The sequence below is a fragment of the Paenibacillus sp. FSL R7-0331 genome (assembly GCF_000758645.1).
Lineage (GTDB): Bacteria > Bacillota > Bacilli > Paenibacillales > Paenibacillaceae > Paenibacillus_AQ > Paenibacillus_AQ camerounensis.
This window is the reverse complement of the sequence record NZ_CP009284.1, coordinates 1,863,435-1,888,779: the sequence shown is the minus strand read 5'-3', so window position 1 is coordinate 1,888,779 and position 25,345 is coordinate 1,863,435. Positions and strand designations below refer to the sequence as shown.

Annotated in this window: 15 protein-coding genes and 1 pseudogene; 8 read left to right on the top strand and 8 right to left on the bottom strand. The window is 53.5% G+C overall.

The window, feature by feature from the left end; translation table 11 throughout:
• Positions 1-506 precede the first annotated feature (506 nt).
• Positions 507-1,706, bottom strand: coding sequence for a two-component system sensor histidine kinase NtrB (locus tag R70331_RS07820; RefSeq protein ID WP_042174299.1), 1,200 nt, complete (start codon positions 1,704-1,706; stop codon positions 507-509).
• A 194-nt stretch (positions 1,707-1,900) separates the two neighbouring features.
• Between R70331_RS07820 and R70331_RS07815 the strand changes: the two genes are divergently transcribed.
• Entirely contained in the window at positions 1,901-2,761 is an 861-nt protein-coding gene (locus R70331_RS07815; RefSeq protein ID WP_042174298.1) for an AraC family transcriptional regulator, read from the top strand.
• Between the two features lie 21 nt (positions 2,762-2,782).
• On the opposite strand, the gene R70331_RS07810 is transcribed toward R70331_RS07815, so the two are convergent.
• Both R70331_RS07810 and R70331_RS07805 read right to left on the bottom strand, forming a co-directional pair.
• Positions 2,783-5,170 carry a glycoside hydrolase family 95 protein gene (locus R70331_RS07810; RefSeq protein ID WP_042174296.1) on the bottom strand — a complete coding sequence of 796 codons (2,388 nt, stop codon included), beginning with the start codon at positions 5,168-5,170 and terminating at the stop codon, positions 2,783-2,785.
• A 116-nt stretch (positions 5,171-5,286) separates the two neighbouring features.
• On the bottom strand, positions 5,287-5,505 hold the full coding sequence (locus R70331_RS07805) for a hypothetical protein (protein WP_042174294.1): 219 nt from the start codon (positions 5,503-5,505) through the stop codon (positions 5,287-5,289).
• A gap of 136 nt (positions 5,506-5,641) precedes the next feature.
• On the opposite strand from R70331_RS07805, the gene R70331_RS07800 reads away from it, so the two are divergent.
• Positions 5,642-6,199 (top strand): DEAD/DEAH box helicase family protein, encoded by a 558-nt coding sequence (locus tag R70331_RS07800; RefSeq protein WP_042174293.1) that lies wholly within the window; start codon positions 5,642-5,644, stop codon positions 6,197-6,199.
• A gap of 13 nt (positions 6,200-6,212) precedes the next feature.
• A pseudogene (gene rarD, locus R70331_RS07795) lies at positions 6,213-7,090 on the top strand (EamA family transporter RarD).
• Positions 7,091-7,158: 68 nt separating this feature from the next.
• Here rarD and R70331_RS07790 read toward each other — a convergent pair.
• Entirely contained in the window at positions 7,159-9,849 is a 2,691-nt protein-coding gene (locus R70331_RS07790) for a glycoside hydrolase family 78 protein (protein ID WP_081947532.1), read from the bottom strand.
• Positions 9,850-10,058: 209 nt separating this feature from the next.
• On the opposite strand from R70331_RS07790, the gene R70331_RS07785 reads away from it, so the two are divergent.
• The 4 genes from R70331_RS07785 to R70331_RS07770 all read left to right on the top strand — a co-directional run bounded on the left by R70331_RS07785 (position 10,059) and on the right by R70331_RS07770 (position 16,942).
• Positions 10,059-10,946 (top strand): AraC family transcriptional regulator, encoded by an 888-nt coding sequence (locus R70331_RS07785; protein WP_042174291.1) that lies wholly within the window; start codon positions 10,059-10,061, stop codon positions 10,944-10,946.
• Between the two features lie 933 nt (positions 10,947-11,879).
• On the top strand, positions 11,880-14,546 hold the full coding sequence (locus tag R70331_RS07780; protein ID WP_042174288.1) for a cation-translocating P-type ATPase: 2,667 nt from the start codon (positions 11,880-11,882) through the stop codon (positions 14,544-14,546).
• 127 nt (positions 14,547-14,673) lie between these two features.
• The gene (locus tag R70331_RS07775; protein WP_042174286.1) at positions 14,674-15,555 is read left to right on the top strand and encodes an AraC family transcriptional regulator; all 882 of its coding nucleotides are present in this window, start codon (positions 14,674-14,676) and stop codon (positions 15,553-15,555) included.
• 109 nt (positions 15,556-15,664) lie between these two features.
• Positions 15,665-16,942 carry a glycoside hydrolase family 27 protein gene (locus R70331_RS07770; protein WP_042174283.1) on the top strand — a complete coding sequence of 426 codons (1,278 nt, stop codon included), beginning with the start codon at positions 15,665-15,667 and terminating at the stop codon, positions 16,940-16,942.
• Between the two features lie 64 nt (positions 16,943-17,006).
• On the opposite strand, the gene R70331_RS07765 is transcribed toward R70331_RS07770, so the two are convergent.
• On the bottom strand, positions 17,007-19,313 hold the full coding sequence (locus tag R70331_RS07765) for a glycoside hydrolase family 2 TIM barrel-domain containing protein (RefSeq protein ID WP_042174281.1): 2,307 nt from the start codon (positions 19,311-19,313) through the stop codon (positions 17,007-17,009).
• 134 nt (positions 19,314-19,447) lie between these two features.
• On the opposite strand from R70331_RS07765, the gene R70331_RS07760 reads away from it, so the two are divergent.
• The gene (locus tag R70331_RS07760) at positions 19,448-20,272 is read left to right on the top strand and encodes an AraC family transcriptional regulator (RefSeq protein ID WP_042174279.1); all 825 of its coding nucleotides are present in this window, start codon (positions 19,448-19,450) and stop codon (positions 20,270-20,272) included.
• Between the two features lie 122 nt (positions 20,273-20,394).
• On the opposite strand, the gene R70331_RS07755 is transcribed toward R70331_RS07760, so the two are convergent.
• The 3 genes from R70331_RS07755 to dpaL all read right to left on the bottom strand — a co-directional run bounded on the left by R70331_RS07755 (position 20,395) and on the right by dpaL (position 25,241).
• Positions 20,395-22,332 (bottom strand): DCC1-like thiol-disulfide oxidoreductase family protein, encoded by a 1,938-nt coding sequence (locus tag R70331_RS07755; RefSeq protein ID WP_052418972.1) that lies wholly within the window; start codon positions 22,330-22,332, stop codon positions 20,395-20,397.
• A gap of 451 nt (positions 22,333-22,783) precedes the next feature.
• Positions 22,784-23,968: a M20 aminoacylase family protein gene (locus R70331_RS07750; protein ID WP_042174277.1), complete on the bottom strand. Its 1,185-nt coding sequence runs from the start codon at positions 23,966-23,968 to the stop codon at positions 22,784-22,786.
• Complete coding sequence (gene dpaL, locus R70331_RS07745; protein WP_442950568.1) at positions 23,949-25,241, bottom strand: diaminopropionate ammonia-lyase; 1,293 nt, start codon at positions 25,239-25,241, stop codon at positions 23,949-23,951. The genes R70331_RS07750 and dpaL overlap by 20 nt, the downstream gene beginning before the upstream one ends.
• Positions 25,242-25,345: the final 104 nt, after the last annotated feature.

Sequence of the window (25,345 nt, the reverse complement as noted above, 5' to 3'; positions counted from 1 at the left end):
ATATTAATACATTTATAATTACAAAAATATTATAGGCAGATGAACGGTATGGAGTCAATCCATTATTGCTGAAAGGACTGAAATATTGATGTGTTATTGTTCAACAGTGCCGCTGTTCGCCTTTAGTTAATATATATATTAACTAAAATTCATCGGTTTATTGAGATCTCTCAACTACTTAACGCCGCTTAACAACTAACGGACCCAGATGACCTTATTTCTGCGCTAACCCCCAAATGAACCTGCTAACGGACTCCAGCGACCTTATGTGCAGCTATTGCCCCAAGTATGGCTTTATGAGGAACAATAGGAGTAATACGGTCCGTTAGATCGAAAAAAGAGGCTCCGCAGCAAAAATAAGGCCGCTCCTGTCCGTTAGCGCATCTTCCGTCAATAGCACTTCCGGCAGCACTTCAGTGAACCGCAATAAAATCGCACCAAAACAAAAGACCAGCCGCCCGGCAGGTCTCCCTTAAATATCTTATCTATCGCATATCCGCTAAAGGCTATAAGACAGCTTCCTTAATATAAGCCGGGTCGTGAACTAAGGGCAGGCTGACCTTTACCGTTGTTCCCACCTTGATCTCGGAGTCGACCCTGATCTGTCCGCCATACGTTTCGATCAACTGCTTGCAGATGGATAACCCGATACCCGTCCCCTTTTGCTTCGTGGTAAAGAAGGGGTCAAATATCCGGTCCAGCTTGTCCCTCGGAATCCCTGCGCCGTTATCGGCAAAAATCAGCACAATCAGGTTTGGCTCCGCCTGTGCCGTAATCGTAACGTCAATTCTGCCGCTGCAGGCCGTGAAGGAGTCGATGCTGTTTTTTAAAATATTCAGGAAAACCTGCTCCAGCTGGGAGGCGCTTCCCAGTGTCAGCACTTGCTCTGCGGAGTAGTCTACATTCAGAACGATATTATCGCTGAGGATCAGCTGATTCACGATATTGATCACTCTGTGTACAACCTCGATAACGTTAAAAATCTCGCCGTCACTCTTTACGATATCCCCTTTGCGGGACAGCACCAGAAAATCGGTAACCAGCTTATTCAGATTGTCGATTTCCTTGATTGTAATATCCATGTAGGTGCGAAGCTCTGCTGCCTTGATCACAGGCTCCTTCAGCCGGTTGTTGACCAGCTGGGCGAAGCCTTTTATAGAAGCTAACGGATTACGGATTTCATGTGCCATACCTGCTGCCATCTGCCCCATAACGGCTATCTTTTGTTCATGCAGGCTGTCAATCTCCTGGTTCTTGTTGGATAGATAGCCTTGGGCGAAACCGGTAAACCGGACCCAGTTGCACTCCATCAGACGGCCGTTAAAAAGCAGACGTTCCGCTGAATCAGCCACCCCGTCCTCAATAACCCGGAACATCACATTCTGGGCTGTCAGATTCAGATCCTTGCTCATCTCCAGCATCAGATCAAAGTGCTTACCGAATATATCCGCCATGAATACCCCTTGCTGGGCGCCTTCGCGCTGCTGAACCTCAAGATACTGATTATAATCCCCGGGATTCATGAACAAGGCCCCGATCATATGTAAAAGGATCTCCTTGAAGCTTGAATCCAGTATTTCCTTATGTGCTGCAATAAACATGGCAAAATCTGAACTTCTGCCGGTTATAGACCGATAATGCCTGTCCAGAATGACAGGAACCGTAGAAATTAATGATGCACGCAATTCATTCTCATTGTATGCCATTTTTATCCACCTTCATGTTATTGGAACCCTATTTGAACTGTACGACGTATAGTGATTTTTGTAAATATTGGATTTATGGAAGTTTCAGGGCTGTAAGCCCTTTCGTCAAAAAAACGACTGAATTCCGCCAATGCATGATAAAATCATTAACAATGACTAGACAATCCACTACTGTAAGAAACGGAGCGTATACTGTGAATAACCAGCAACTGATCCGGATGTATATGGAGAATATGGAGGTACATGTAACGGCTGCCGGATACAATCAGGTGTGGACCGATTGGCGGGAGCTGGACTACACGCCTGATTACAACAAGTTCTACCTGATCTGCGAAGGGGAGGGCTGGCTGAAAATCGGTGATACGGAATTCACTCCGCAGCCTGGTGAGTGGTTCCTGATGCCGCAGGGGATCAAGCAGTCTTTTTCATATACTTCCGGGCCGCGGTACACCAAGTACTGGTGCCATTTTACCGCGCGGATCGGGGAACGCAATCTGTTTGATCTGCTGCAGACGCCGGTATGGATCGGCAAGGAGCAGGACAGTGCGCCCATTGAGCTTTTCCGTGAGCTGCTGAAATACCATAAGGATTCTTCTATCACCGGTCCCCTGCTGGTCAAATCTGCTATGCTGAGGCTTATCTCATACTATCTGGAACGGAGCGCGGTAACCCCGCAAGGCCTCAGTACAGCAGCAGTATCTGAGCCGCTTCAGCAGGTCATCTCGCATATTCAGCGCTTCTACCACCGGAATCTGACGATCGAAGAACTGGCGGAGCAGGCACACCTGCAGCCCAACTACTTCATCCGTGTATTTAAAAGACAGTTCGGAACCTCACCGATCCAGTACATCAACAAAAAAAGACTCGAGGAAGCCAAGCTGCTGCTTGTGACCACGAATCTTTTGCTCGCGGAAATCGGCGAACGGGTGGGGATTCCGGACATCTCTTACCTGTCAAGAACATTCAAGGCCGCTACAGGCTTTTCGCCGACAGCCTACCGGCTGACCTTCAGCCCGGAGCAGCGGCTTGAACATGCAAAAAAACCTCAGCAATGAGGTTTTTTTGCGTTTATCTGACTATTTCTTAACAGAGATAATATACCGCGTGCCAGCCTCAGCCGTAAATTCGGTTATCCCGTCCTTAACAGCAGCCTTCACTGCCGCATTCCCCGCTCCGGTGATTCTAACATTACAGCGGGTAAGCACGCAGCAGGTTTGGGTAACCGAAGCTGTAACAGCCGCGCCTGACAAGCTTCCGTTATTCCAGTCGATATCGACTTCAAATCCGCCTCTGCCCCTCAGCCCTTTCACGAACCCTTCAGGCCAGGAGTCCGGCAGCGCCGGCAGCAGCTCCAGGAAGCCCTGATGGGACTGCAGCAGCATCTCGGCTATACCGGAGGTCGCTGCAAAATTCCCGTCAATCTGGAATGGCGGATGAGCGTCGAACAGGTTCGCATAGACGCCGCCCTCAGCAGCGCGGTTATGATCCGTCTCATTTTCCCTGACCAGATTCAGCAGATTGGAGACCAGACGTTCCGCCCGGTTGCCGTCCTTAAAACGGGCCCAAAGGCTAATCTTCCAGCCCAGGCTCCAGCCCGTTCCGCCGTCTCCCCTAATCTCAAGCGCAGTTCTTGCAGCCTGGAACAGCTCCGGTGATGACTTCTCGGAGATTAACCGGCCCGGATACACGCCGACTAGATGGGAGACATGGCGGTGATGGACATCCTCCTCCTGGTAATCCTCCGACCATTCCTGCAGCCGGCCCTGCGCTCCGATGCGCAGCGGCTGCAGACGCTCCTTCGTACGCTGCAGCAGGGCTGCGAACTCCTCATCAATCTCCAGCAGCAGAGCTGCCTCCTGGCAGTTGCCGAACAATTCGGCAATCAGTGACAGATCCATCGCGGGGGCGGCTGTTACAGCATGCAGCCCCCCTCCGGCATGGAACTTGTGCTCAGGTGAGGTGGACGGCGAAGTCATCAGCTCTCCAGCTTCGTTCTCAATCAGATAGTCCAGGCAGAACAGTGCAGCATCCTTCATGACCGGATAAGCCATATTGCGCAGATAATCCCCGTCACCGCCGAACAGATAGTGCTCCCATAAATGCTGGGTCAGCCATACTGCCCCCATCGGCCAGAATGCCCATACCGGATCTCCGTCCCCGTAAGCGCCGGCCGGTCCCGTCTGGGCCCACAGATCGGAATTGTGATGGGCTACCCAGCCTCTGGCGCCGTAGTTAACCTCCGCTGTCTTGCGCCCGTTAACAGCAAGCGCGCCGATATAATCGATAAACGGCTCATGCAGCTCAGCCAGGTTGCAGACCTCTGCCGGCCAGTAATTCATCTCGGCGTTAATGTTCAGCGTATAATTGGAGCTCCATGGCGCTCTTGTCTCCTGGTTCCAAATCCCCTGCAGATTGGCTGGCTGTGTACCCGGGCGGGAGCTGGCAATAAGCAGGTATCTGCCATAGTGGAACAGCAGCTCCACTAGTCCCGGATCACTGCTCCCATACTCAGCAATTCTCCGGTCAGTCGGCAGATCAGCCGGGGCTGTACTTGCTCCCAGATGCAGCTTCACTCTATCAAAAAGCGAGCGGTGATCAAGCACATGGTCTTCCAGAACCCCGGCATATGCCTTCCTGCAGACGGCCCTGATCATTCCGGCCGTCACTTCCCCGGGATTCCGGTCCGGGCTGCCGGCCCGCAGCAGCGGATCAAAGCTTGTCGCTGCACTGAAGTACAGGGTAACCGAGGTTGCCCCGCTTACATGCAGTCCTTCTGCTCCAGCCCGCAGGGTTCCGCCGTCAAGCACGGCAGCCAGCCGTCCATGGAACCGCAGGCTTTTGGCTGTTTCTGGATCGCCGTAACTTACGGGTTCGGCAGTCTGATAATAATTCGGGTCCACATGCTCCGGCGCATGTCCGGCTATGGTGTACTGATCCTGCTCCGGCAGAGCCCTGTAGCGGAGCTGGCTGTCCAGCCCGGCACGGAAGCTCAGCGCACCTTCCCGGCTTGCGGTCAGCCTGACAGCAATGACCTGATCCGGGTGTGAAGCAAATACCTCACGCGTATATTGGACACCGCCGATTTCATATTTAATGCTTATTACACCGGACGACAGATCCAGCTTCCGGCTGTAGCTTCCCCGGTGAACCGGCTTGCCGTGCTCCATCATGATGTTCAGGTTACCGAGCGGCAAATACGACTGGGTGTAGGGCCCGAGCATTTTCCGGCAGAGCCGGTCCGCTTCACTGTAGCGCTCCTCTGCAATCAGTGCCCGTACCTCCGGCAATACCTCCTTCGCCTCCGGATTATTCCATTCACGGGGATATCCTGACCAGAGCGTATCTTCATTTAAAGCAATCTTTTCCTGTTCAATCCCGCCGAATACCATAGCGCCAAGGTTACCATTACCAGCAGGCAGCGCTTCCGTCCAATATACAGCAGGGGTAGCAAATTGAATGTTCACTTGTTACAGACCTCCATTTATCCGGCTGATGTTACTGCTCTCACCGTTTAATCGTAGCAGCAGCGGACAGCCGGATGAATGTCCGATCTTATCTTTCTTTTGGATAAAACTATCATTCACCATAAGTGAGGGAATCCGAAAATCCAGATCACTGCACCAATGATCATCAGCGCAACACCGGCAATCCGGGACAGGATCAGCGGAAAGCCCTTCGTATACTTTTTGGTCTCCGCTGTGCCGGGCCTGGCGATATTCACAGTCACCGTACTCTGTACAAGATACAACAGCCCTGATATAAACAGGGCCAAACCTGCCAATATCCGGAGAATAAGCATGCTTCAGCCTCCTTGTTCCTTCTATTATCAGTACATATTACTGTTCATTACCCTCTGACCCCTTGCCTGAAATAATACTGCCCGGTCCATTCGCTTATGCTATTATGTATCCAGACGATTCCGGGAGGATGAAAAGATGAAGCTAGTCATTATATTCGGCCCGCAGGCATCCGGGAAAATGACAATCGGGCATGCACTGGAAAAAAGCACGGAACTGAAGCTGTTCCACAACCATATGACGATCGAGCTGCTGGCTCCTTATTTCGGCTTTAGTTCAGAGATGTGGAGGCTTGCCACCAAGTTTCGCCAGGAGATATTCGAAGCGGCTGCCGATAGCGGGCTGTACGGAATGATTTTTACCTACGTATGGGCCTTTGACCTGCAGAATGATTGGGACTATATAGATTCTGTCTGTACAATCATCGAGGAACGCGGCGGTGAAGTGTACTTTGTGGAGCTTGAGACAGCCCTTGAAGAGCGGCTTGAACGGAACAAAACACCTCACCGGCTTCAGCATAAGCCTTCCAAACGGGATACCGCACGCTCTGAACAGAATTTGTTAACAACAATGGAGCAGCACCGGCTGAACTCACATGAAGGGGAGATCACCAGAGAGCGTTACATAAGAATTGATAACACCCATCTGTCTGCGGATGAGGCAGCACAGAGAATTAAAGAGGAATTTCAATTGTAAGGGGGAAGTGAGCATGAACAACGGGCTCGTCAACGCTATTATCGCTTATATTATGTGGGGGTCCTGCCGCTATACTGGAAGCTGTTCAATGATGTGCCTGCAGGCGAGATTCTGTCACACCGGGTTGTCTGGTCGTTTGTATTCATGGCTGTTCTCGTCGCCATCCAGCAGCGCTGGAGTGACATGAAGCGGATTGCAGCCAACCGCTCACAGCTGTTATCGCTCACAGCCAGCGGACTGCTGATCGCAGCGAATTGGCTCATCTTCATCTGGGCGGTGAACAACGGGCATGTCGTCGAGACAAGTCTCGGCTATTATTTAAATCCTTTGTTTAATGTGCTGCTGGCAGTCGTCTTTCTCCGTGAAAAGCCAAACCGCGGCCAATGGCTCGCCATTGCGATTGCCGGTGCCGCAGTGCTGCTCATCGCCGTCAACTATGGACGTTTTCCATGGATTGCAATCTCGCTTGCTGCGTCGTTTGGCTTGTACGGCCTTGCAAAGAAAAAGACCAGACAAGAGGCTTCTGTGGGCCTGCTGTCGGAGACAGCTGTTGTTCTGCCCATTGCACTCGTCTACTGGATCTATCTGGCAGCCTCGGGAGAGTCCACAGCCTGGACACTGTCCTGGCCTATGTTCACCGGATTGCTTCTCTCCGGTGCGGTAACGGCCCTGCCGCTGCTCTTCTTTGCGCGGGCAGCCGCCCGGATGCCGCTGACCACACTCGGCTTCGTGCAATATATCGGGCCGACGATTATGCTGATATTGAGCGTCTTTGTGTTCAAAGAAACGGTATCGCCGGTTCTGCTCACCGGCTTTGCGCTCATCTGGACAGCACTAGCGGTCTACGCCGCCTCATCGGTTCGCGGCGCGAAGCTCGCCAAAGCAGGTTGAAATCAAAAAACGGCAGCTGCAGACTACATCTCTAGTCCTCAGCTGCCGCTTTTTTGCCATTCGTAAATTCAGTCTATTTCATTATAGATTGTGAACCGGTAGACTCCCGATCCCACGGTCAGCTTCCGGTCACCGGCATTCTCTTCCACCGTTAAAATCCCCGTCACCTGATCCAGCTTCTCACCCTTCTCTGTAATCCGTCCCTGATAGCCGTCCGGCACAATCACCTCAGCCGTAGTATTGGCCGGGATCTCCATGTTCAGCTCCAGGGAGCCGTCCGCCTGCCTGCTCCAGCCAGACTTGATCGTCCCGTAAATGGAGCTGTAGGCGGCTTCCGCCCAGGATAGCTGTGCACCCGGCTGCGGCTGGATGCGGATTTTTTTGTAGCCGGGCTCGATAAGCTCAATCCCTCCGGCAATCCGGTAGAGCCAGTCCCCGACAGCCCCGTAAGCATAATGATTATAGGAGTTCATATCGTCGCTCCAGAAGGAGCCGTCCTGCTTGATTCCGTCCCAATGCTCCCAGATCGTTGTTGCTCCCTGAAGAACAGAGTACAGCCAGGACGGATATTCCTTTTGAAGCACTAGCTCATAGGCCAGACTGGTGTAACCGAAGCGGGACAGAACCAGGCACAGATAAGGCGTTCCGACAAAACCGGTCGTCAGGTGGTTTCCATTCTCTTTTACATGCTCAGCCAGCATCGCGGCCGTACGCGGACGGTCTTTTTCCTCCAAAAGATCGAACATCAGCGCCACTGCGTAGGCAGTTTGTGTCGGAGAGGCGACACGCCCGCCTGGTGTTACGAATTCCTCACGGAATGCGCGGATAATATTGCTGTGCAGCTGGCGGTACCTCTCCGCTTCCTCCGGCTGTCCGGTTACCTCTGCCGTCTTGACCAGCAGCTCTGTTGAATAAGCAAAAAAAGCGGTAGCGATCAGATCCTTGGGCGTCGCTCCAATGTAGCTGTTCTCCTTCGCATCCAGACCGAGCCAGTCTCCAAAATGATGGCCGGTGTTCCACAGAAACTCATGATCACCCTGGGCCCGGATGTATTCTACCCACGCCTTCATGCTCGGATATTGCTCCTTCAGCACACGGACATCCCCGTAGCACTGATACAGCGTCCACGGACAGATAACGGCGGCATCCCCCCAGGCCGAGGAGCCGTAGCCCGCAGCCGGGATGTCGGGAATGACATGCGGCACTCTGCCATCCGCCTCCTGATCCGCTGCGAGATCCTTCAGCCATTTTTCAAAAAAAGGCACGACATTCATATTAAAAGCAGCCGTGCGGATAAACACCTGGGCATCACCCGTCCATCCCAGTCTTTCATCACGCTGCGGGCAGTCGGTCGGCACATCGAGGAAATTCCCCTTTTGCCCCCATAGAATATTATGCTGCAGCTGATTCACCAGCTCATCCGAGCAGCGGAAGCTGCCGGTCTGCTCCAGATCCGAATGGATCACACAGCCGGTGAACTGCTCCAGCAGCTGATCCTGCGGCACACCCGTTACTTGCACATAGCGGAAGCCCTGGAAGGTAAAATGCGGCTCAAACGTCTCCGGGCCACCGCCCCGGCAGATATACGTTACGGTCTGATTCGCCGAGCGCAGGTTGCCGGTATAGAAATTCCCGTCCCGGTCCAGCACCTCGGCATGCTGCAATGTGATTTCTGTACCGGCTCCGGCGTCAGCCGTGAACCTGACCCAGCCGACCATATTCTGGCCCATATCAAGCACCGTTTCGCCGGCAGGGGTGGTTATAACTGCGACAGGCTTGATAGTTTCAACAATCCGTGACGGCTCGTTCTCCTGGGCGACCAGCCCGGCTGGCGGAGCATCCGTAAGTTCAGCTGGCAGCCATTGGTGATCCGCAAAGCCCGGAGAAGACCAGCCGTCCAGCTCTAGCCGTGCATCATAGGTTTCCCCGTGATACAGCTCCGACATGAGCAGCGGTCCTGATGAGGTGCGCCAGCTGCCGTCTGAAATCAGCATTTGTTCTGTTCCGTCTGCTAACGTCACATGCAGCTGAATGAGTACAGCACGCTGTTTACCATAATGATCCTTGCTTCCGTCCCAGGACAGATAGCCTTTGTACCACCCGTTGGCTACGATACAGCCAAGGGCATTTTCACCCGCAGTGAGCAGCTGTGTTACATCATAAGTCTGATACTGCAGCCTTTTGTTGTAGCTCGTCCAGCCGGGGTTAAATTGTGTATCATCAGCCGGTCTCCCGTTTATATATAGACGGTACAAGCCGAGGGAGGTCGCATAGATCCGCGCTGAAACGGCTCCGTCGGGAAGCTCGAATGCAGTGCGGAAATAATCGCAGGGATCGCCTTCGCTGTTCTCAACGGACCGGCCCGGGGCAGAGGCTGTTATCCATTTTGCATGCCAATTGTGGGCTGAGTGCAATCCGGTTTCCCAATAAGCAGCTTCACTCCAGACTGTTGCATTATCTTCGGAATCCCATATGCGCACTCTATAATAATAACGGGTGCGCGGGCGCAAGGAACGGCCCTCGTATTCGATGTGCACACTGGCATCTGATATGACTTTCCCGGTATCCCATTCCAGCTCTGCCTCTGCCTCTGCCTCAAACGCCGGATTACCGCTTACCTGAATCTGATACGCAGACTGCATGAATCCTCTTGCCTGCGCCTGAATCTGCCAGCTGAGCCGCGGGTTGGGATCGTCTATCCCCACAGGATTTTTTCTGTAATTCACCATCAGGTTGTTGAACATTGTAGATTGGGTCATTTCAGCCGCTCCTTAACTTAAGATGTACGCCTCGTGCCGGTTCCGGACTGCCTTAACCTTCCATCTCCGGCAGATCTACGTCTATTGTATGGGGCAATTCAATGGCTTATGGGGGCTGTTCCGGACATTGTTGCAGGGTAATCTGGACATTCAAAGTCTGATTACGTAGGATGGAGTCAGTTAACCAATGCTCCAGAGGTGAAATCCGAATGACAGTCAGACGCAGCAGCTTTGTAATGTCAGGTGAGGAGTTCTTCGCACCCGATATTCCCGTGTTTGTGAACCGTGCTTACGAAAACTTTGAGCTGCATGAGCACTCCCATGCGTTCATCGAAATTACTTATGTCAGTGAAGGCTCGGGCGTGCATTATATTGATGATGAGGCCGTCCCGGTGGAGCATGGCACCCTGTTCTTTATTCCCGTCGGGCGCAGCCATGTGTTCCGGCCCAGAACAACCAAGAAGGACCGTCCGCTGGTTGTGTATAACTGCCTGTTTCCGCTCAGCTATGTGTCCGGGCTTCGCGGAGCCTACCCGCAGGCTGCTGAAATCTGTGATTATTTCATTGTAGAGCAAATGTCCTGGTTCTCCGTAAAAGATACCGCCGGTACCTACCATATGCTGTTCAGGGAGCTGTATAGTGAGTTCTCAGCCAGGCCCCCGGGTTATTTGGCTGTAATCGCATCACTCATCGTACGGATGCTGACCGGCCTCTACAGGCAGCAGCTGCAGTCGGGGGCGTCTGCAGGGGCCAGACCGCAATGGACCGCGGTTGATGAAGCAATCGCCTGCATACAAGGTAATTATGCAGGCGGCCTGACGCTCAGCGGGCTGGCCGCCGCTGCCAATCTCAGTGAGCGCCAGTTCAGCAGGCTGTTCCGGCAGCAGACCGGTATGAGCTTCACCGGCTACCTGCACAATATCCGCATGGACGCAGCCTGCCGCCTGCTTGCAGACACCAGCCGCAGTGTAGCCGAGGTCGCCGCCGCCGTCGGGTATGCCGATCTGAAGTTTTTTCACCAGCTGTTCAGGCGCAAGATCGGCATGGCCCCCCGCCAGTACCGCTTTAGCGTGCTGGCGGGGAGTGGGCAGGGCTAGTGGGGGCTGTATCATGAGCGCGTAGGCCGGGAGTGGAAAGGCTTGGCGTGGATGGTGCAGGTGCGGTGGCAAGGAGTGCTCCGGGCTAGTGCGGCTGTATCGTGAGCGCGGGAGCCGGCAGTGGGAAGGGCTAGGGCGGATGGCGTGGCGCGCGTGCCAGGTGTTGGCTCATTAATAGGATTTTTCCCTTTGAGGACAGACTCTGAACGGGGTTCTGGCTCATTTAATGGGATTTTTCCCTTTGAGAACAGACTCCGGCCTGGGTTCTGGCTCATTTAATGGGATTTTTCCCTTTGTGTGCAGACTCTGACCGGGGTTCTGGCTCATTTAATGGGATTTTTCCCTTTAAGAGCGGACTCCGAATGGGGTTCTGGCTCATTTAATGGGATTTTTCCCTTTGAGGGCAGACTCCGAACGGGGTTCTGGCTCATTTAATGGGATTTTTCCCTTTGAGGGCAGACTCTGAACGGGGTTCTGGCTCATTTAATGGGATTTTTCCCTTTGAGGACAGACTCCGAACGGGGTTCTGGCTCATTTAATGGGATTTTTCCCTTTAATGGTTTTCCTGTAATCGCGAGCTTAAGCCCGCATCAGATACAGATATTTATCGCGCTTCAGTTTCTTTTTCAGCCTGTTAAGTATTGTTTTCCCTTATTTATTCATTGTGTAGACGGTCAAAAGCCGCTCCGAGGATGATTCCTTTCATGAAACTTTTTTCATGTAAGCCCTTTCACCCTTAAAGAATGCGTTTCTCTTGAAACCTCCTCCGTTTTTAAACCGTAACTTTTACAAACAGGTTCCAAAGCAGGATTATTGGGCAAACTGAAATATCACACCTGAGTTGAAGGAGCATTTAACGGGTATTAGTCCAGTAAATCGAAGCTGCTTATAACCACACACAGACCCGTATAGGAGAGAGAGGAGAAATCATTAGTGGAGCATTACCGCAAAAGTGTGACCGACAGTTTACAAGAACTGCAGAGTTCAGCAAAAGGACTTACGTCTGCTGAGGTACAAAGTCGTCTGGAGAAGGACGGCTACAATGAAATCAAAGGCCGGGACAGAGACCCGCTATGGAAGCTTTTTCTAGAAAATTTCAAAGACCCGATGGTGGTCGTGCTGCTGATTGCAGCGGCCATCCAGATTTTCATGGGACATGTTATGGAATCACTCATTATATTCCTCGTGCTGATTCTTAATGCCGTAATCAGTGTAGTTCAAACCCGTAAAGCGGAAAGCTCGCTTGCTGCCCTGCAGCAGATGTCTGCACCGGAGGCCAAAGTTCAGCGGGACGGGGCATTGCTCTCAATTCCTGCCCGTGAGCTGGTCAGAGGGGATATCGTTATTCTGGAAGCCGGGGATTTCGTCCCTGCCGACGGCCGTATTATTGAATCAGGGAGCCTGAAGATCAACGAAGGCATGCTGACCGGGGAATCTGAGGCTGTTGAAAAGCATACCGATATTATTGATCAGGAGGCCCCGCTCGGCGACCGCCGCAATATGGCCTTCAGCGGTTCCCTGGTGGTCTACGGACGCGGTGTTTTTCTCGTAACGGGAACTGCCCTGACTACTGAAATCGGTAAAATCGCCGAACTGCTCGAAAGCGCCGAAGCCAAGCAGACGCCGCTGCAGCGCAAGCTCGAAGCCTTCAGTAAACAGCTCGGTATCGCCATTCTGATACTGTCGGTTATTATCTTCGGTATCCAGGCGGGCCGTGTATGGCTGTCGGATACGGACGTTGATACTACTGAAGCCATCTTCAACGCTCTCATGTTTGCTGTCGCTGTAGCGGTAGCGGCGATTCCTGAAGCCCTCTCCTCTATTGTGACAATAGTATTGTCCGTTGGAACGAACAAAATGGCCAAGCAAAACGCAATTATCCGTAAGCTGCCGGCTGTTGAAGCACTCGGCTCGGCCGGCGTCATCTGTACGGATAAAACGGGTACCCTCACCCAGAATAAAATGACGGTTGTTGATTATTACCTGCCGGAGGGCCAGAAGGACCAGTTCAAGCTCGAGCATCATGAATGGTCTCCCGAAGCCCGGAGGCTGCTGCATATTGCCGTACTCTGTAATGATTCCAATATTAATGAAGAAGGCAAGGAGCTGGGCGACCCGACAGAGGTTGCGCTTATCGCCTTCAGTAACAGTCTTGATAAGAATTACCAGGAAATCCGCGATAACTTCCCCCGGGAAGCAGAGCTCCCGTTCGACTCCGAACGTAAGCTGATGAGTACCCTGCATACGTTTGGCGGACAAAAGAAAATGATCACCAAAGGCGGACCGGATGTGCTCTTTAGCGTATGTTCGCATGTGCTGATTGATGAAATCGAAGTGCCGTTTACAGAAGAGCTGCGTGAACGGTTCATTAAAGTCAATGAGGATTTCTCCAGCAGGGCGCTGCGTGTACTGGCGTACGCCTACAAGACTGTGCCGAATTCCTCTACGCAAATTACGCTTGAGGATGAGAAAAATCTGGTGCTGGTAGGCTTAACCGCAATGATTGACCCTCCGCGTGAAGCCGTATACAGTGCCATCGCTGAATCGAAAAACGCCGGCATCCGTACGATCATGATTACCGGTGACCACAAAACCACCGCCCAGGCAATCGGACGCGACATCGGCCTGATGAGTGACACTGATATTGCTATCACCGGCCAGGAGCTGGATGCCATGTCTGATGCAGAGCTCGACAACAAGCTGGAGCAGATCGGCGTATACGCCCGTGTCTCCCCGGAGAACAAGATCCGGATTGTCCGCGCATGGCAGCGTAAAGGTAAAGTCACAGCCATGACCGGTGACGGTGTGAACGACGCACCAGCCCTCAAGCAGGCCGATATCGGCGTAGCGATGGGCAGCGGAACCGATGTAGCCAAGGATGCGGCTGCGATGATTCTGACCGATGATAACTTTGTCTCGATTGTTAACGCAGTCTCCGTAGGACGGACAGTGTTCGATAATATTAAAAAAGCGATCGCCTATCTGTTCTCGGGCAACCTCGGTGCGATTATCGCCATCCTGTTCGCCCTGATCTTTGACTGGATCAACCCGTTCACAGCCATTCAGCTGCTGTTCATCAACCTGGCTAATGACTCCTTGCCTGCCATTGCGCTCGGTATGGAAAAAGCCGAGCCGAATGTGATGAGCAGAAAACCGAGAGAGCTTAATGAAGGCATCTTCTCCGGCGGCCTGATGCAGGCAATCATTACGCGCGGCGTGCTTATCGGAGCAGCGGTAATTGTCTCCTTGTACCTTGGTCTTCAGCATTCCGATGACATGGGTGTAGCGATGGCGTTCACTACGCTGATTCTGTCCCGTACGCTTCAGACCTTTGCCGCCCGCTCCAACACTCAGACTTCGGTTGAAGCCGGCTTTTTCAGCAACAAATATGTCATCGGTGCCGTGCTCGTCTGCTTTGCCTTCTATGGTATTGCAGTACTGCCGGGCATCAGACAAATCTTCTCTATCCCGGATACATTCGGAATGTCGCACTGGCTGACAGCAACAGGACTGGCACTGGGTGCCGTTATCCTGATGGAGCTGACCAAGCTGGTCCGTAGAGCGTTTGGCTCCAAAACAGCCGAAAGTGCCCAGGCATAGTTAAAAGACAACTCAGAACAGCGCTGTTCCCGTATACGGGGCAGCGCTGTTTTTTGCGGGTGCCTATGATAAAGTTACATTTATAACCTTATTCATATATGGACACCTAAGGAGGCAACCTACAGCAATGGACATGTCCGCAGGCACCTACGGCTTCCGGTTCGCCGAAGATAAAGAGCTCAAGCTGTGCGTGCTCTACGCCGCCGGCTGTGATTCCATCTCCACGCCGGATTACCGCTGGGACGGACTGGAGCGGACTGACGGCCCGCTTCTGCTGTTCCAGTATACGCTCTCCGGAGAGGGCATATTTGAGTCCAGAAGCCGGACCCACCGGATTACTGCCGGACAGGCTTTTCTGGCAGAGATTCCCGGACCGCACCGCTATTATTATGACCCGGGAGCGGCAGAGCCATGGGAGTTCATATTTCTGCTGTTCCGGCCGGAGCTGATTCTGCCGCACTGGCGCAAGTTCCTCCGTGAAGCCGGCGAGATTCCTCACCTGCCTGCCGATAGCGTCCCCATCCGGCTGCTAAAGCTGATCGTAGCTGATGCGGCGGCAGGCCGGATCTCCGATCCGCTGATCGCCTCCTCCTCCATCTACCAGTTCATGACGGAGCTGGCCAGAATGCAGGTGACCAGCCTGCGGGACAAGGAGAACTGGTCTGACAGTGTGAGGCGGGCGGCGGAATATATAGAGCAGCATTATGCGCAGATGATTAGCATTGATCAGCTGTCCGAGCATGTGGCGCTGTCCAAATACCATCTTATCCGCCGTTTCTCAGCCAGCACCGGGCTGACGCCGGTCGCTTATCTGACCCGGGTCCGCACCGAGAAGGCGATGGAGCTGCTCCGGGGAACAAACCTCAGCATTGAAGCGATCGCCGGAAAGATCGGCTATTCCAGCGGAAGCTATTTCATCAAAGCCTTCCGCGGCCTGACCGGGCTGACGCCGGGTGAATTCCGCAGCGGGGGCGAGAGCCTCACCTACCGCAGACTGTTCTTTGACTGACCGCAATATAGTGCTATAGAGCTTGCAAGATTACTATAGATATTGCGATTCTCCTACCTTATGATGTTCTTAACAAAGAGCAATAATCCATCAGTAAAGGAGATTTACAATGACACATAAGCTTGCAGCACCTACTCCACCGCTCGGCTGGAACAGCTGGGACTGCTACGGCGCAGCCGTAACAGAATCCGAAATCCGCGGTAACGCAGACTATATGGCAGAGCATCTTAAAGACTTCGGCTGGAATTACATTACGGTCGATATTCAGTGGTATGAGCCTTATGCCAACTCCTCCCAATACCGGCCGTTTGTACCGCTTGTAATGGATGAACACTCCCGGCTGCTGCCTGCCGAGAACCGCTTCCCTTCGGCAGCGGACGGCCAGGGCTTCAAGCCGCTGGCTGATTACGTACACAGCCTCGGGCTGAAATTCGGGATTCATATTATGCGCGGCATTCCGCGGCAGGCTGCTCATGCCGGCACTGCGCTGCTCGGCACAACGGCGACGGCACGCGACATCGCCCATACCAACTCCATCTGCCCCTGGAACACGGATATGTACGGAGTAGATGCCTCGAAGGAAGGCGCGCAGGAATATTACGATTCCCTCTTTGAGCTATACGCACAGTGGGGTGTCGATCTGGTTAAGGTGGATGACATCGCAGCTTCCAGACTGTATGACACCCATCAGCCGGAGATTGCCCTGATCTCCAGGGCCATCGAGCGCAGCGGCCGGCCGATGGTGCTGAGCCTGTCACCGGGCCCGGCTCCGGTGGAATACGCCGACTTCTTCGTAGAGCACGCCAACATGTGGCGGGTCACGGATGATTTCTGGGATCTGTGGCCGCTGCTGCTGGACATGTTCGACCGCTGCCGCAAATGGCAGGGCGTACCCGGGGACGGCAGCTGGCCGGACTGCGATATGCTGCCGCTCGGCCATATCGGTATCCGTTCGGTGGACGGCGGCGGTGCAGACCGCTGGACCCGGTTCACGCGTGACGAGCAGCTGACGATGATGTCGCTCTGGAGCATTTTCCGCTCGCCGCTCATCTTCGGCGGCGAGCTGCGCGACAATGACGAGTGGACGCTGTCATTGCTGACCAACCGCGAAGTGCTGCGCATCCAGCAGGAGAGCCACGGCGCCAGAGAAGCCCTCTGCAAGGGCGAGCTCATTGTGTGGACTGCCGAGCATAACGACGGCACCCGCTATGCTGCAGTGTTCAACACCGGTGAGGCCCCGCTGCAGGTGGAGCTGGCTCTTGAAGAGATCGGCCTCAGCGCAGCAGCCGGTACGGAGCTGTATAGCGGTGAAGCGGCTGAGCTGGCCGCAGGTACACTGCAGACAACCGTACCGCCGCATGGCGTACGATTGTATAGCTTCCTGTAAATAATAAGGGGTATCCTGACAGCCGTTAGCGGCGGCCGGGATACCCCTTTTTTTGACTCAAAAGTTAGATTACATTAATAATCAGCTGCGCCGGATACATTCCCTCCGCGTAAGCCGACAACACGATGCGCCCCTTCTCCCCGGTCAGCCGGATAGCTGTGCTGAGACAGCCGTGGTACAGATGCATCCAGCTGCGGTCATACGGCTCGCTTGAGCTAAGGTCACCGTTATCAACTGCAATGACCTCCGCCGGTCCCGTAACCTCAAAGGTCACCTTGGAGCTGTCGCGGAATACCGGCACAACCTCAGCGTCTACCGCCCGGACAGTGAGCAGCTTTTGCGATACATCCTCCGCTTTCAGACGCACAATCTCCTGATCAAACACCAGCCTGACCGCAGGCCCTGCGGTCTTCAGTACATATTGGCTCACTTCCTCGCCGCCGATATACCCCTTTACGGTAATCGTACCGGGCTGATAAGGCAGATAGCCGGTAATCATCCGGCCCGGGTAAGCAGCCGGCTTGCCCACATGAAAGCTTTTACCGTTCAATTCAAGAGTGACCTCTTCGCAATTAGTAGCAATCATGTACGGAATCACAGTCTTGTTGAACTGCGGGAAATTCCAGTGGCTGGCGTATCTCGGCGCATCCCAATGCTCCTTCACACCTTCATCCTGCAGCGAATAATCCATGACGGCCAGATAGGCCATCGGCTTATTGGACCAGTAGCTTTCATAGAGGTAAGATAACGGCTTACGCTCATTATTCGTATAGAACAGTGAGCCCGCCCAGCCTTTGGCCGGATAACCCATCGATTCACCTAGGTAATCAATCCCGGTCCACAGCATTCCGCCGATCACATAATCGTGCTGCTCCACATCCATCCAGGGAACCTCTGCCTTAAAATTCTGCATCTGATCCCGGTGACCGCGGAAAAACTGATACGTCTCCGTCCCCAAAATCAGCTTATCCGGCAAGGCTTCGTGAATCTCGGGATACCATTGCTCCTGGTAATTGCAGCAGACCACATCGACGATTTCCCCGATCCGGCGGATCCGCTCGACCCTTTCGGCCACATCATAAATTTCCGTATCATCCGCTTCATCAACAAACTGCTGGATATCCTCTATCAGCGACACATCAACATTGCTTTCAAATTTAAAATGCGGGTTCATCGCATACGACACCGGCCGCGTATCATCCAGCGTCAGCAGATGCTGCCTAAGCATCTTCAGAATGTTCAGCATGGAGGCCTGTCCCTGATGCTCCACCTCATTGCCGACACCCCACATAAAGATGCAGGGATGATTCCGGTCGCGCTTCACCATCCCCTCCAGATCACGCTGCCACTCGGTCTCGAAGTAACGCCCATAAGCCCCGCCGGTCCATTTGTCAAAAGGCTCCTCGTACACCAGCAGGCCCAGCTCATCACACAGGTCCAGTAACTCTGCCATAAAAATATGGTGGGAGGTGCGGATCGCGTTACAGCCGATTTTTTTGAAGGCAAGCAGCCGGTCTTTCCAGATCTCCGCCGTTACAGCCGTTCCGAGACAGCCTGCATCCTGGTGGATACACAGACCCTTGACCTTGGTTAATTGCCCGTTGATATACATCCCCTTGTGCGGAACCATTTTGATCTCCCGGATGCCGACGTTCAGGCCGTAATGGTCAACAGCTTCATCCCCCTGGAAAAGCGACAGCTCCAGACGGTACAAATGCGGCTGCTCCGGACTCCACAGCTTCGCTGATCGAAGCTCAAACCGGATAACGCCCTGATCATCGGACTCTTCCGTGTAGGAGGTGTCTGTGTCAGTGAGAACGGCTTTTACGAGGGCTGTTGTGCCGGTTTTTACAGTGACAATGCCTGCACTACCTTCAATCTTCGTTGTTACTTGAATTTCATAAGGCACCAGATGATTCTGCGGCAGCTCCAGCAGGGTTACATCACGGTAAATGCCTGCACCCGAATACCATCGGTCTGCCGGGAATACGGTGTTATCCACCTTAACCTGAATCAGGTTATCGCCTTCATGAATCAGTTGCGTAATATCCAGTTCAAAGCTGGTATAGCCGTATTTATGGCCGCCTGCTTCCTTGCCGTTGACCCACACTGTACTATTTTCATAGATTCCACCAAAATGCAGCTTATACACATAGCCTTCCTTAACCCCGCTGATGGTCAGCTGCTTTCTGTACCAGCCTGTTCCCCAGCGGTCCCTGAAGCCCTGAGCCTCTCCCTGCTTCATCTGCGTATTTACCGGAGCGGTGATCGCCCAGTCATGCGGCAGCTTTACGGGTACGAAATTCCCGTCCTCAGGCTGCTGCAAGGTGAAATCCCAGCCGTCCATGATTTTGGTTTCAAGCCTGCTCATTGTGTTGTACCATCCTTTATATATATTTGTAAGCGCTAAACAAACTTTGTTATATTTATATTGTAGTGATGTTATTCCCTGCGAACAATCTAAGGATATTCATAACAACATTAAAATATTAAGGTCGTGATCCTATGTACAGGCGGCTGCTGCCCCTCATCACGGAATCAGACAAGGAGCTTCCCTACTACCTTGTGGATGCGGGTGTTCACTGGGATCAGGAGCCGATTGTCCGTCCGGACGGCTACTTATATCAATGGATTCAATGCGTGGAAGGCGAAGGCGAGCTGATATCCGGCGGCAGAACCTTCCGGGTAAAGGAAGGCACCGCGATGCTGCTGCTCAAGGGGGCTCCCCATGAGTATTATGCGGTCAGCCCGTCCTGGCGGGTCAACTGGATTGTGTTCGACGGCCATCAGGTGGAGAGCTTTTTGAAGCGGACGGCGGGGATTACCGCTCCGGGGGTTTACTATATTTCGAAGCCTGAGGTTTTTACAGCCAGAATCCAGAGCATTATGGATATTCAGCAATCGGACTATGCCTTGCGAAGCCTGGAATGGTCCGCACAAATCTATGCCCTGCTGATTGAAATGGTCCAGTATGCGTCCGTCCATCCGCACAACAGTGCCTCCAGCCTCAATCTGAAGCTGAAGCCGCTGTTTGACTATATCGAGCAGAATGCACACAAACCGCTGACACTGGAGGAAATGGCCGGAGTGGCCGGCATTACGCCCCAGCACCTGTGTACTGTGTTCAAGAAGACGACGAACATCCGGATTGTCCAGTATATCCATTCAGTGCGGATCAAGAACAGCAAGGAGCTGCTGCTGCGCAGTCCTAATATGCCGGTAAAAGAGGTTGCCCTCCTGTCCGGGTTCGAGGACCCCAACTATTTCTGCACCGTGTTCAAAAAGCACGAGCAACTTAGCCCGAACCAGTTCAGGAAGCTGTATTACTGAGCTGGTTCGGGGGCGGTGGATGCGGGGCTGCCGCGGCTGAGGCTGGACGCAATGCAGCCGCAGATGCGAATGCGCCTGCGGCTGCTGTGACGATGCGGTACTATTGCCATGTTATTGCGATTCTATTGCAATGCAGCTGCAGTGGACTTTACCGCAGCATCCACTGCCTCGCCCCAGGTCCGGTGCTCGCCGCTGCCGGCAGCGCCGTCCAGCGCAAGCTGCAGCCTGCCGCCGCTGGCTGCAATTTCGCCGATCCGGCTCCACGGCTGGCCCATATTGTCCTGCAGCAGGCCTGGGCGAAAGTCCTTCATGGACACCTCAATCGGCTTCCGCTGGATTTCAATATGCCCGTTGCCTGAGTGCAGATCTGTCCCGCTGTCTTTCGCCCAGAAGGCGGCGTACCCCAGCATGCTCCTGCTGGCCTGCCCGTATGCAACATCCGGCTTGACCGTGGCGTAGGCCCAGTTATCCCATTGCCGGCCGACCTTATAGCCCCGGGAAAAGCCTTCATCGTCCATAATCGGCAGCGGCACAGATGAATCGCCGTCTACATAGACCAGCCGGGTCTGAAAGTCATACTCCGCGTAATGCGTCTCCGTATACACGCCATGGTTAGTCCAGCCCAGTACAGGATAGGTTATCCGCTTGTAGACTGCGGCCATATCCCTTAGGGTAGCCGTCAGGCTGCTGTTCTCACCCGTAAGATACTTTCCGTAGGCCGGTGTTCCGAAGGAAATGATAAGGAATGAAACAGCCCACAGCAGCAGGAAGGTCCCGGCAGGCCAGAATTTTCCGCTAAATGGAGTGACAGCCTTCTCCGGCGGAGCCACAATCCCGATACCGCAGGTGCTGTCCGTACAGCCGCCCTCGCGTTTGCGTTTGGCTGCCACCTTCCCGTAAATGCGGGCGGCAATGCCATGAAACGGCGGCAGGCCAAGCAGCAGACCGGCCGGATAAGCCCAGCCCATCGACCGCAGAACCGCAGCGTAGGTGTCCACACCTTTATGCAGCCTGGTTCCGTTCTCCACCGCATAAATGTCATGGAGCAGGTCGGCCTCGGGAATGTCAGCCAGAAGCTTTTCCTCAGCCGCAAAATCCTGCAGCGCCTTCCACTCAATCGCCTTGCGGAAATCCAGTGCCGAGAGGATGCCGACGGTCTGGCGGCACAGCGGGCAGAGCCGGTCATAATAGACGGCCAGCCGTTTGTGCTTCGCCGCGATCCACCGGTCATACAGCTTACGGTAGGTGCTCTCTGGAATAACCGCCAGATGGATAGCAATCACCAGCAGGCTCATTGCCGGGATCGGAAAGACGAACAGCACTCCTGCATGCAAAAGAATTCCGGCGAGACTCATCCATACCCGCAGCTGCTTAAACCAGACCAGGAAGATGTAAAGTCCTTCGTACAGGAGCAAGGAGTAGCCGAGGATGAGCACCAGCCATTCATGATTGATCAGCCAGGTGACATCATAATAAGTAGTAAAGGGAAGCGATGCCGGAGCCCATAAGCCCAGTCCCGACAGATACATATCGGAGGAAAGCTTGTAGAACATTGAATCCAGATAAAACAGTCCGATCAGCAGGATCAGGAACCCAGTATGAAGGAACCGGACCTGGGGCCTGGGCAGCTTGCGGACACGGACTCTGGCCTGGCGGCGGCGTTCCATTAGGCTTTCTATTGACACGCATGCTGACACAGGCATGAACATTAACAGGAATGCTCCTGTCAGAAACAGCGAATCCACCTGCCAGTTATTCGCTTCATTCACCACAACAAAGCCCAGCAGATACACGCTGATTGCATAATTGACAATGGCAGCCGGACGGGTCAGGTATCCAATCAGCAGCAGGAACAGCGCTATCATCCACAGTACAAATAAGGCGGTCAGGAAGGCCGGCACGGTCGCAGCCAGGCTGTCTTTTTGAAAAATCAGATCCCTGAGCGTCATCATCTGCAGCAATTCAAGTATCATCACAAGTGAGAATCCGATCCGGAACACTGCCAGCGGAAAGGCCTGCTCCTTCCGGTCATACAGCTTCTCTTTAATCTTCTTCAACATCGCATAACCCCCTTGGGCCAGTCTTGGTGTTCAATCAGTCATTAATCATTAACCGATTACCTGCCCGGCAAACAGGGGGATATTTGCGTTATTTGGCCGTGCGGGCGCGATTTCGGGCAATAAGCGGGAGTTCTAGCGTTGTTTCAACTAGGTGATATTTCAGCAGCTACCTGTAACGGACTCAGATAACCTTCTTTCGCCAAAATCCCGCACTTGGCCAGGCTAACGGACACCAACGCTCTTAATTGGGGTAAACAGCCTTGTTATTTCTGATTCTGCAATAATAAGAGCGCTACGGTCCATTAACCCGACGAAATGCCCTCTATAGTGAAAATAAGGTCGTCTCGGTCCGTTAGCGCCTACTCCGCTGCTCGCCTACCTGCCCGTTCGCTCACCTGTCCACTCACTAATGTCATTCAATATTTGCCTGCCCGCCCGCCAGTCCACTCACCTACTCAACCGCATTTTCAGGCTGTTCAGGCAGCCTGATCCGGATCAGCTCAGCCCAATACTCTGCACCTGTCTCTAGAATGCTGTCATTAAAATCGTAAGCAGAGCTATGCAGTGGTATATGGCCTCTTCCCTCGGCCTCGTCGCCGTTCCCGATAAGCATGAAGCTGCCCGGAATCTCCCGCAGGAAAACACCAAAGTCCTCTGAGATCATCATCGGCCGCACATCGGGGTCAACACGATTGGCACCGGCAACATGACGGGCAGCGTTAACCGCCACAGCTGTACATTCAGCCCAGTTAACAGTAGGGGCAAATTCACGCGTATACTCAAAAGCGCATTCCGCCCCGTTCATCCCGCAAAGGGCTGTGCTGATCGTACGCATCCTTTCCTCCAGCAGCTGCTGCACCTCGGGCGTATAGCTCCGGGTATCCCCTTTGATTTCCACGCGGGAAGGAATGGCATTACGTATTCCGTCGGTATGGAGCTCCGTGCAGGAGATCACAGCCGGCACACCCGGCTCCAGATTACGCGAAATAATCGTCTGCAGGGCGATAATGATTTCAGAGGCGATGACCAGCGGGTCCTTGCTCATATGCGGACGAGCCGCATGCGCGCCCTGTCCCTTGATCCGAATTACAAAATTATCCTCACTTGCCATTATACCGCCGCTGCGGGTAGAAAATGAACCCGCCGGCATCCCCGGCATATTGTGCATACCATAGATTTCATCCATAGGGAAGCGTTCGAGCAGCCTATCCCGAAGCATAGCCAGTGCCCCTTTTCCCGGCTCCTCTGCAGGCTGAAAGATAAAGCGGACCGTTCCATGGAAATTGCGCCGCTCCGTCAGCAGTTTGGCAGCGCCCAATACCATCGCCATATGGCCGTCATGTCCGCAGGCATGCATTTGGCCGGGATGCAGTGAAGAATAACCATGCTGTGCCTCTTCTTTCAGGTTAAGAGCATCCATATCTGCACGGATACCGATAACTCCCTGCCCTTCTCCCGCTACCAGACTGGCCACGATACCTGTACCGCCTATGCCTCTGTGCACCTCCAGACCCATTTCTGTCAGCACAGCGGCGATATAGTCTGAGGTTTCCTTTTCCTCAAACGCAGTTTCAGGGCGCCTGTGGAGATCATGCCTCCAGGCGATGAGCTGGTCTTCAAAGCTTAGATTGTCCATAATTATCCTCCTCTCCTCCATCCTGCCCTGTACCACCGTCACTATCCCCCCGGCCCGAAAAGCTGCCATTCCAGACAATATCCCTATAGCTCACTGGATCGGTATCCCCCTCAGTGCTTATAATCAGTACTCTGGAAGTCTGGTTAAGGCCCAATCTTTCAGCCAGCTCATGATGATCTCCATACTCCAGAATGGCGCTTAACACACCTATACCGACTGCCCCCGATTCTCCTGAAATTACCCGGGGATCGCCCTCCAGCGGGTTGCCGAGTATTCTCATTCCGTTAGCAGTAGTATAGTCGGGGCAGGAAATGTACGTATCGGCATAGTCCCGCAAAAGCGGCCACGCCACCGTGCTGGGTTCCCCGCAGGCCAGTCCTGCCATAATCGTCGGCATGTCACCGCCCACCGCATGCGGCTTGCCGTCACCTGCTGCCGCTGATTTATAGATGCAGGCCGCTTCCTCCGGCTCAACAATAACGGTTACCGGCCTATTTTCACCAAACTGCATTAACAAATAACCGAGTATACTAGCCGCAAAAGAGCCCACCCCTGCCTGCAAAAACACATGCGTCGGAGTCTCCTCCCCAGCTGCCCTGATCTGTTCCAGCGCCTCGTCTATCAGTGTGCAATACCCCTGCATGATCCAGACGGGAATTTGTTCATAACCGTCCCAGGCACTGTCCTGCACCAGTGCGCCGTTATGCTCAGCCGCATAGTTACTGGCCCATCTAACCGCATCGTCATAGTTCAAAGCGGTGATATAAGCCTCTGCGCCTTCTTTTCTGATATTATCGAGCCGGGCTTCCGAGGAGCCCTTGGGCATGAACACAACCGATTTCTGGCCCAGCTGCTGTGCCGCCCAGGCAATGCCTCTGCCATGATTGCCGTCTGTCGCCGTTACAAAGGTGACCTCACCCAGCAAGGCCTTAACCTCATCCGCCTTTAATTTGTCAAAAGACAGCTGCGCTGGCTCCAGCTCCAGCATTTGCGCCAGTACCATCCCGGCCGCGTAAGAGCCGCCGAGTACTTTGAATGCATTCAGGCCAAACCGGTAAGACTCGTCCTTGACCCATATTTTATCCACTCCGAGCTTACCGGCCAGCTTATCGAGGCTGTGCAGCGGAGTTGCCTCATACTCAGGAAAGCTGCGGTGGAACGCCCTCACCCTGCTTACCGTCTCCTCGTTCAGAAAAGGCAGCGTTTTCTCCTCAACCACAAGCCTCCGGGCCAATTCGTTAGCCACAACCTTCAGTTCACCGGCTGTATTCACATGCATCCCTCCTACAAAAGATATGGTACTCCGCTTTAATTGATATGTGATATATTACATGTTAATTAGATCATCCGTTTGCTGTCAATCTAAAATTGTATGTG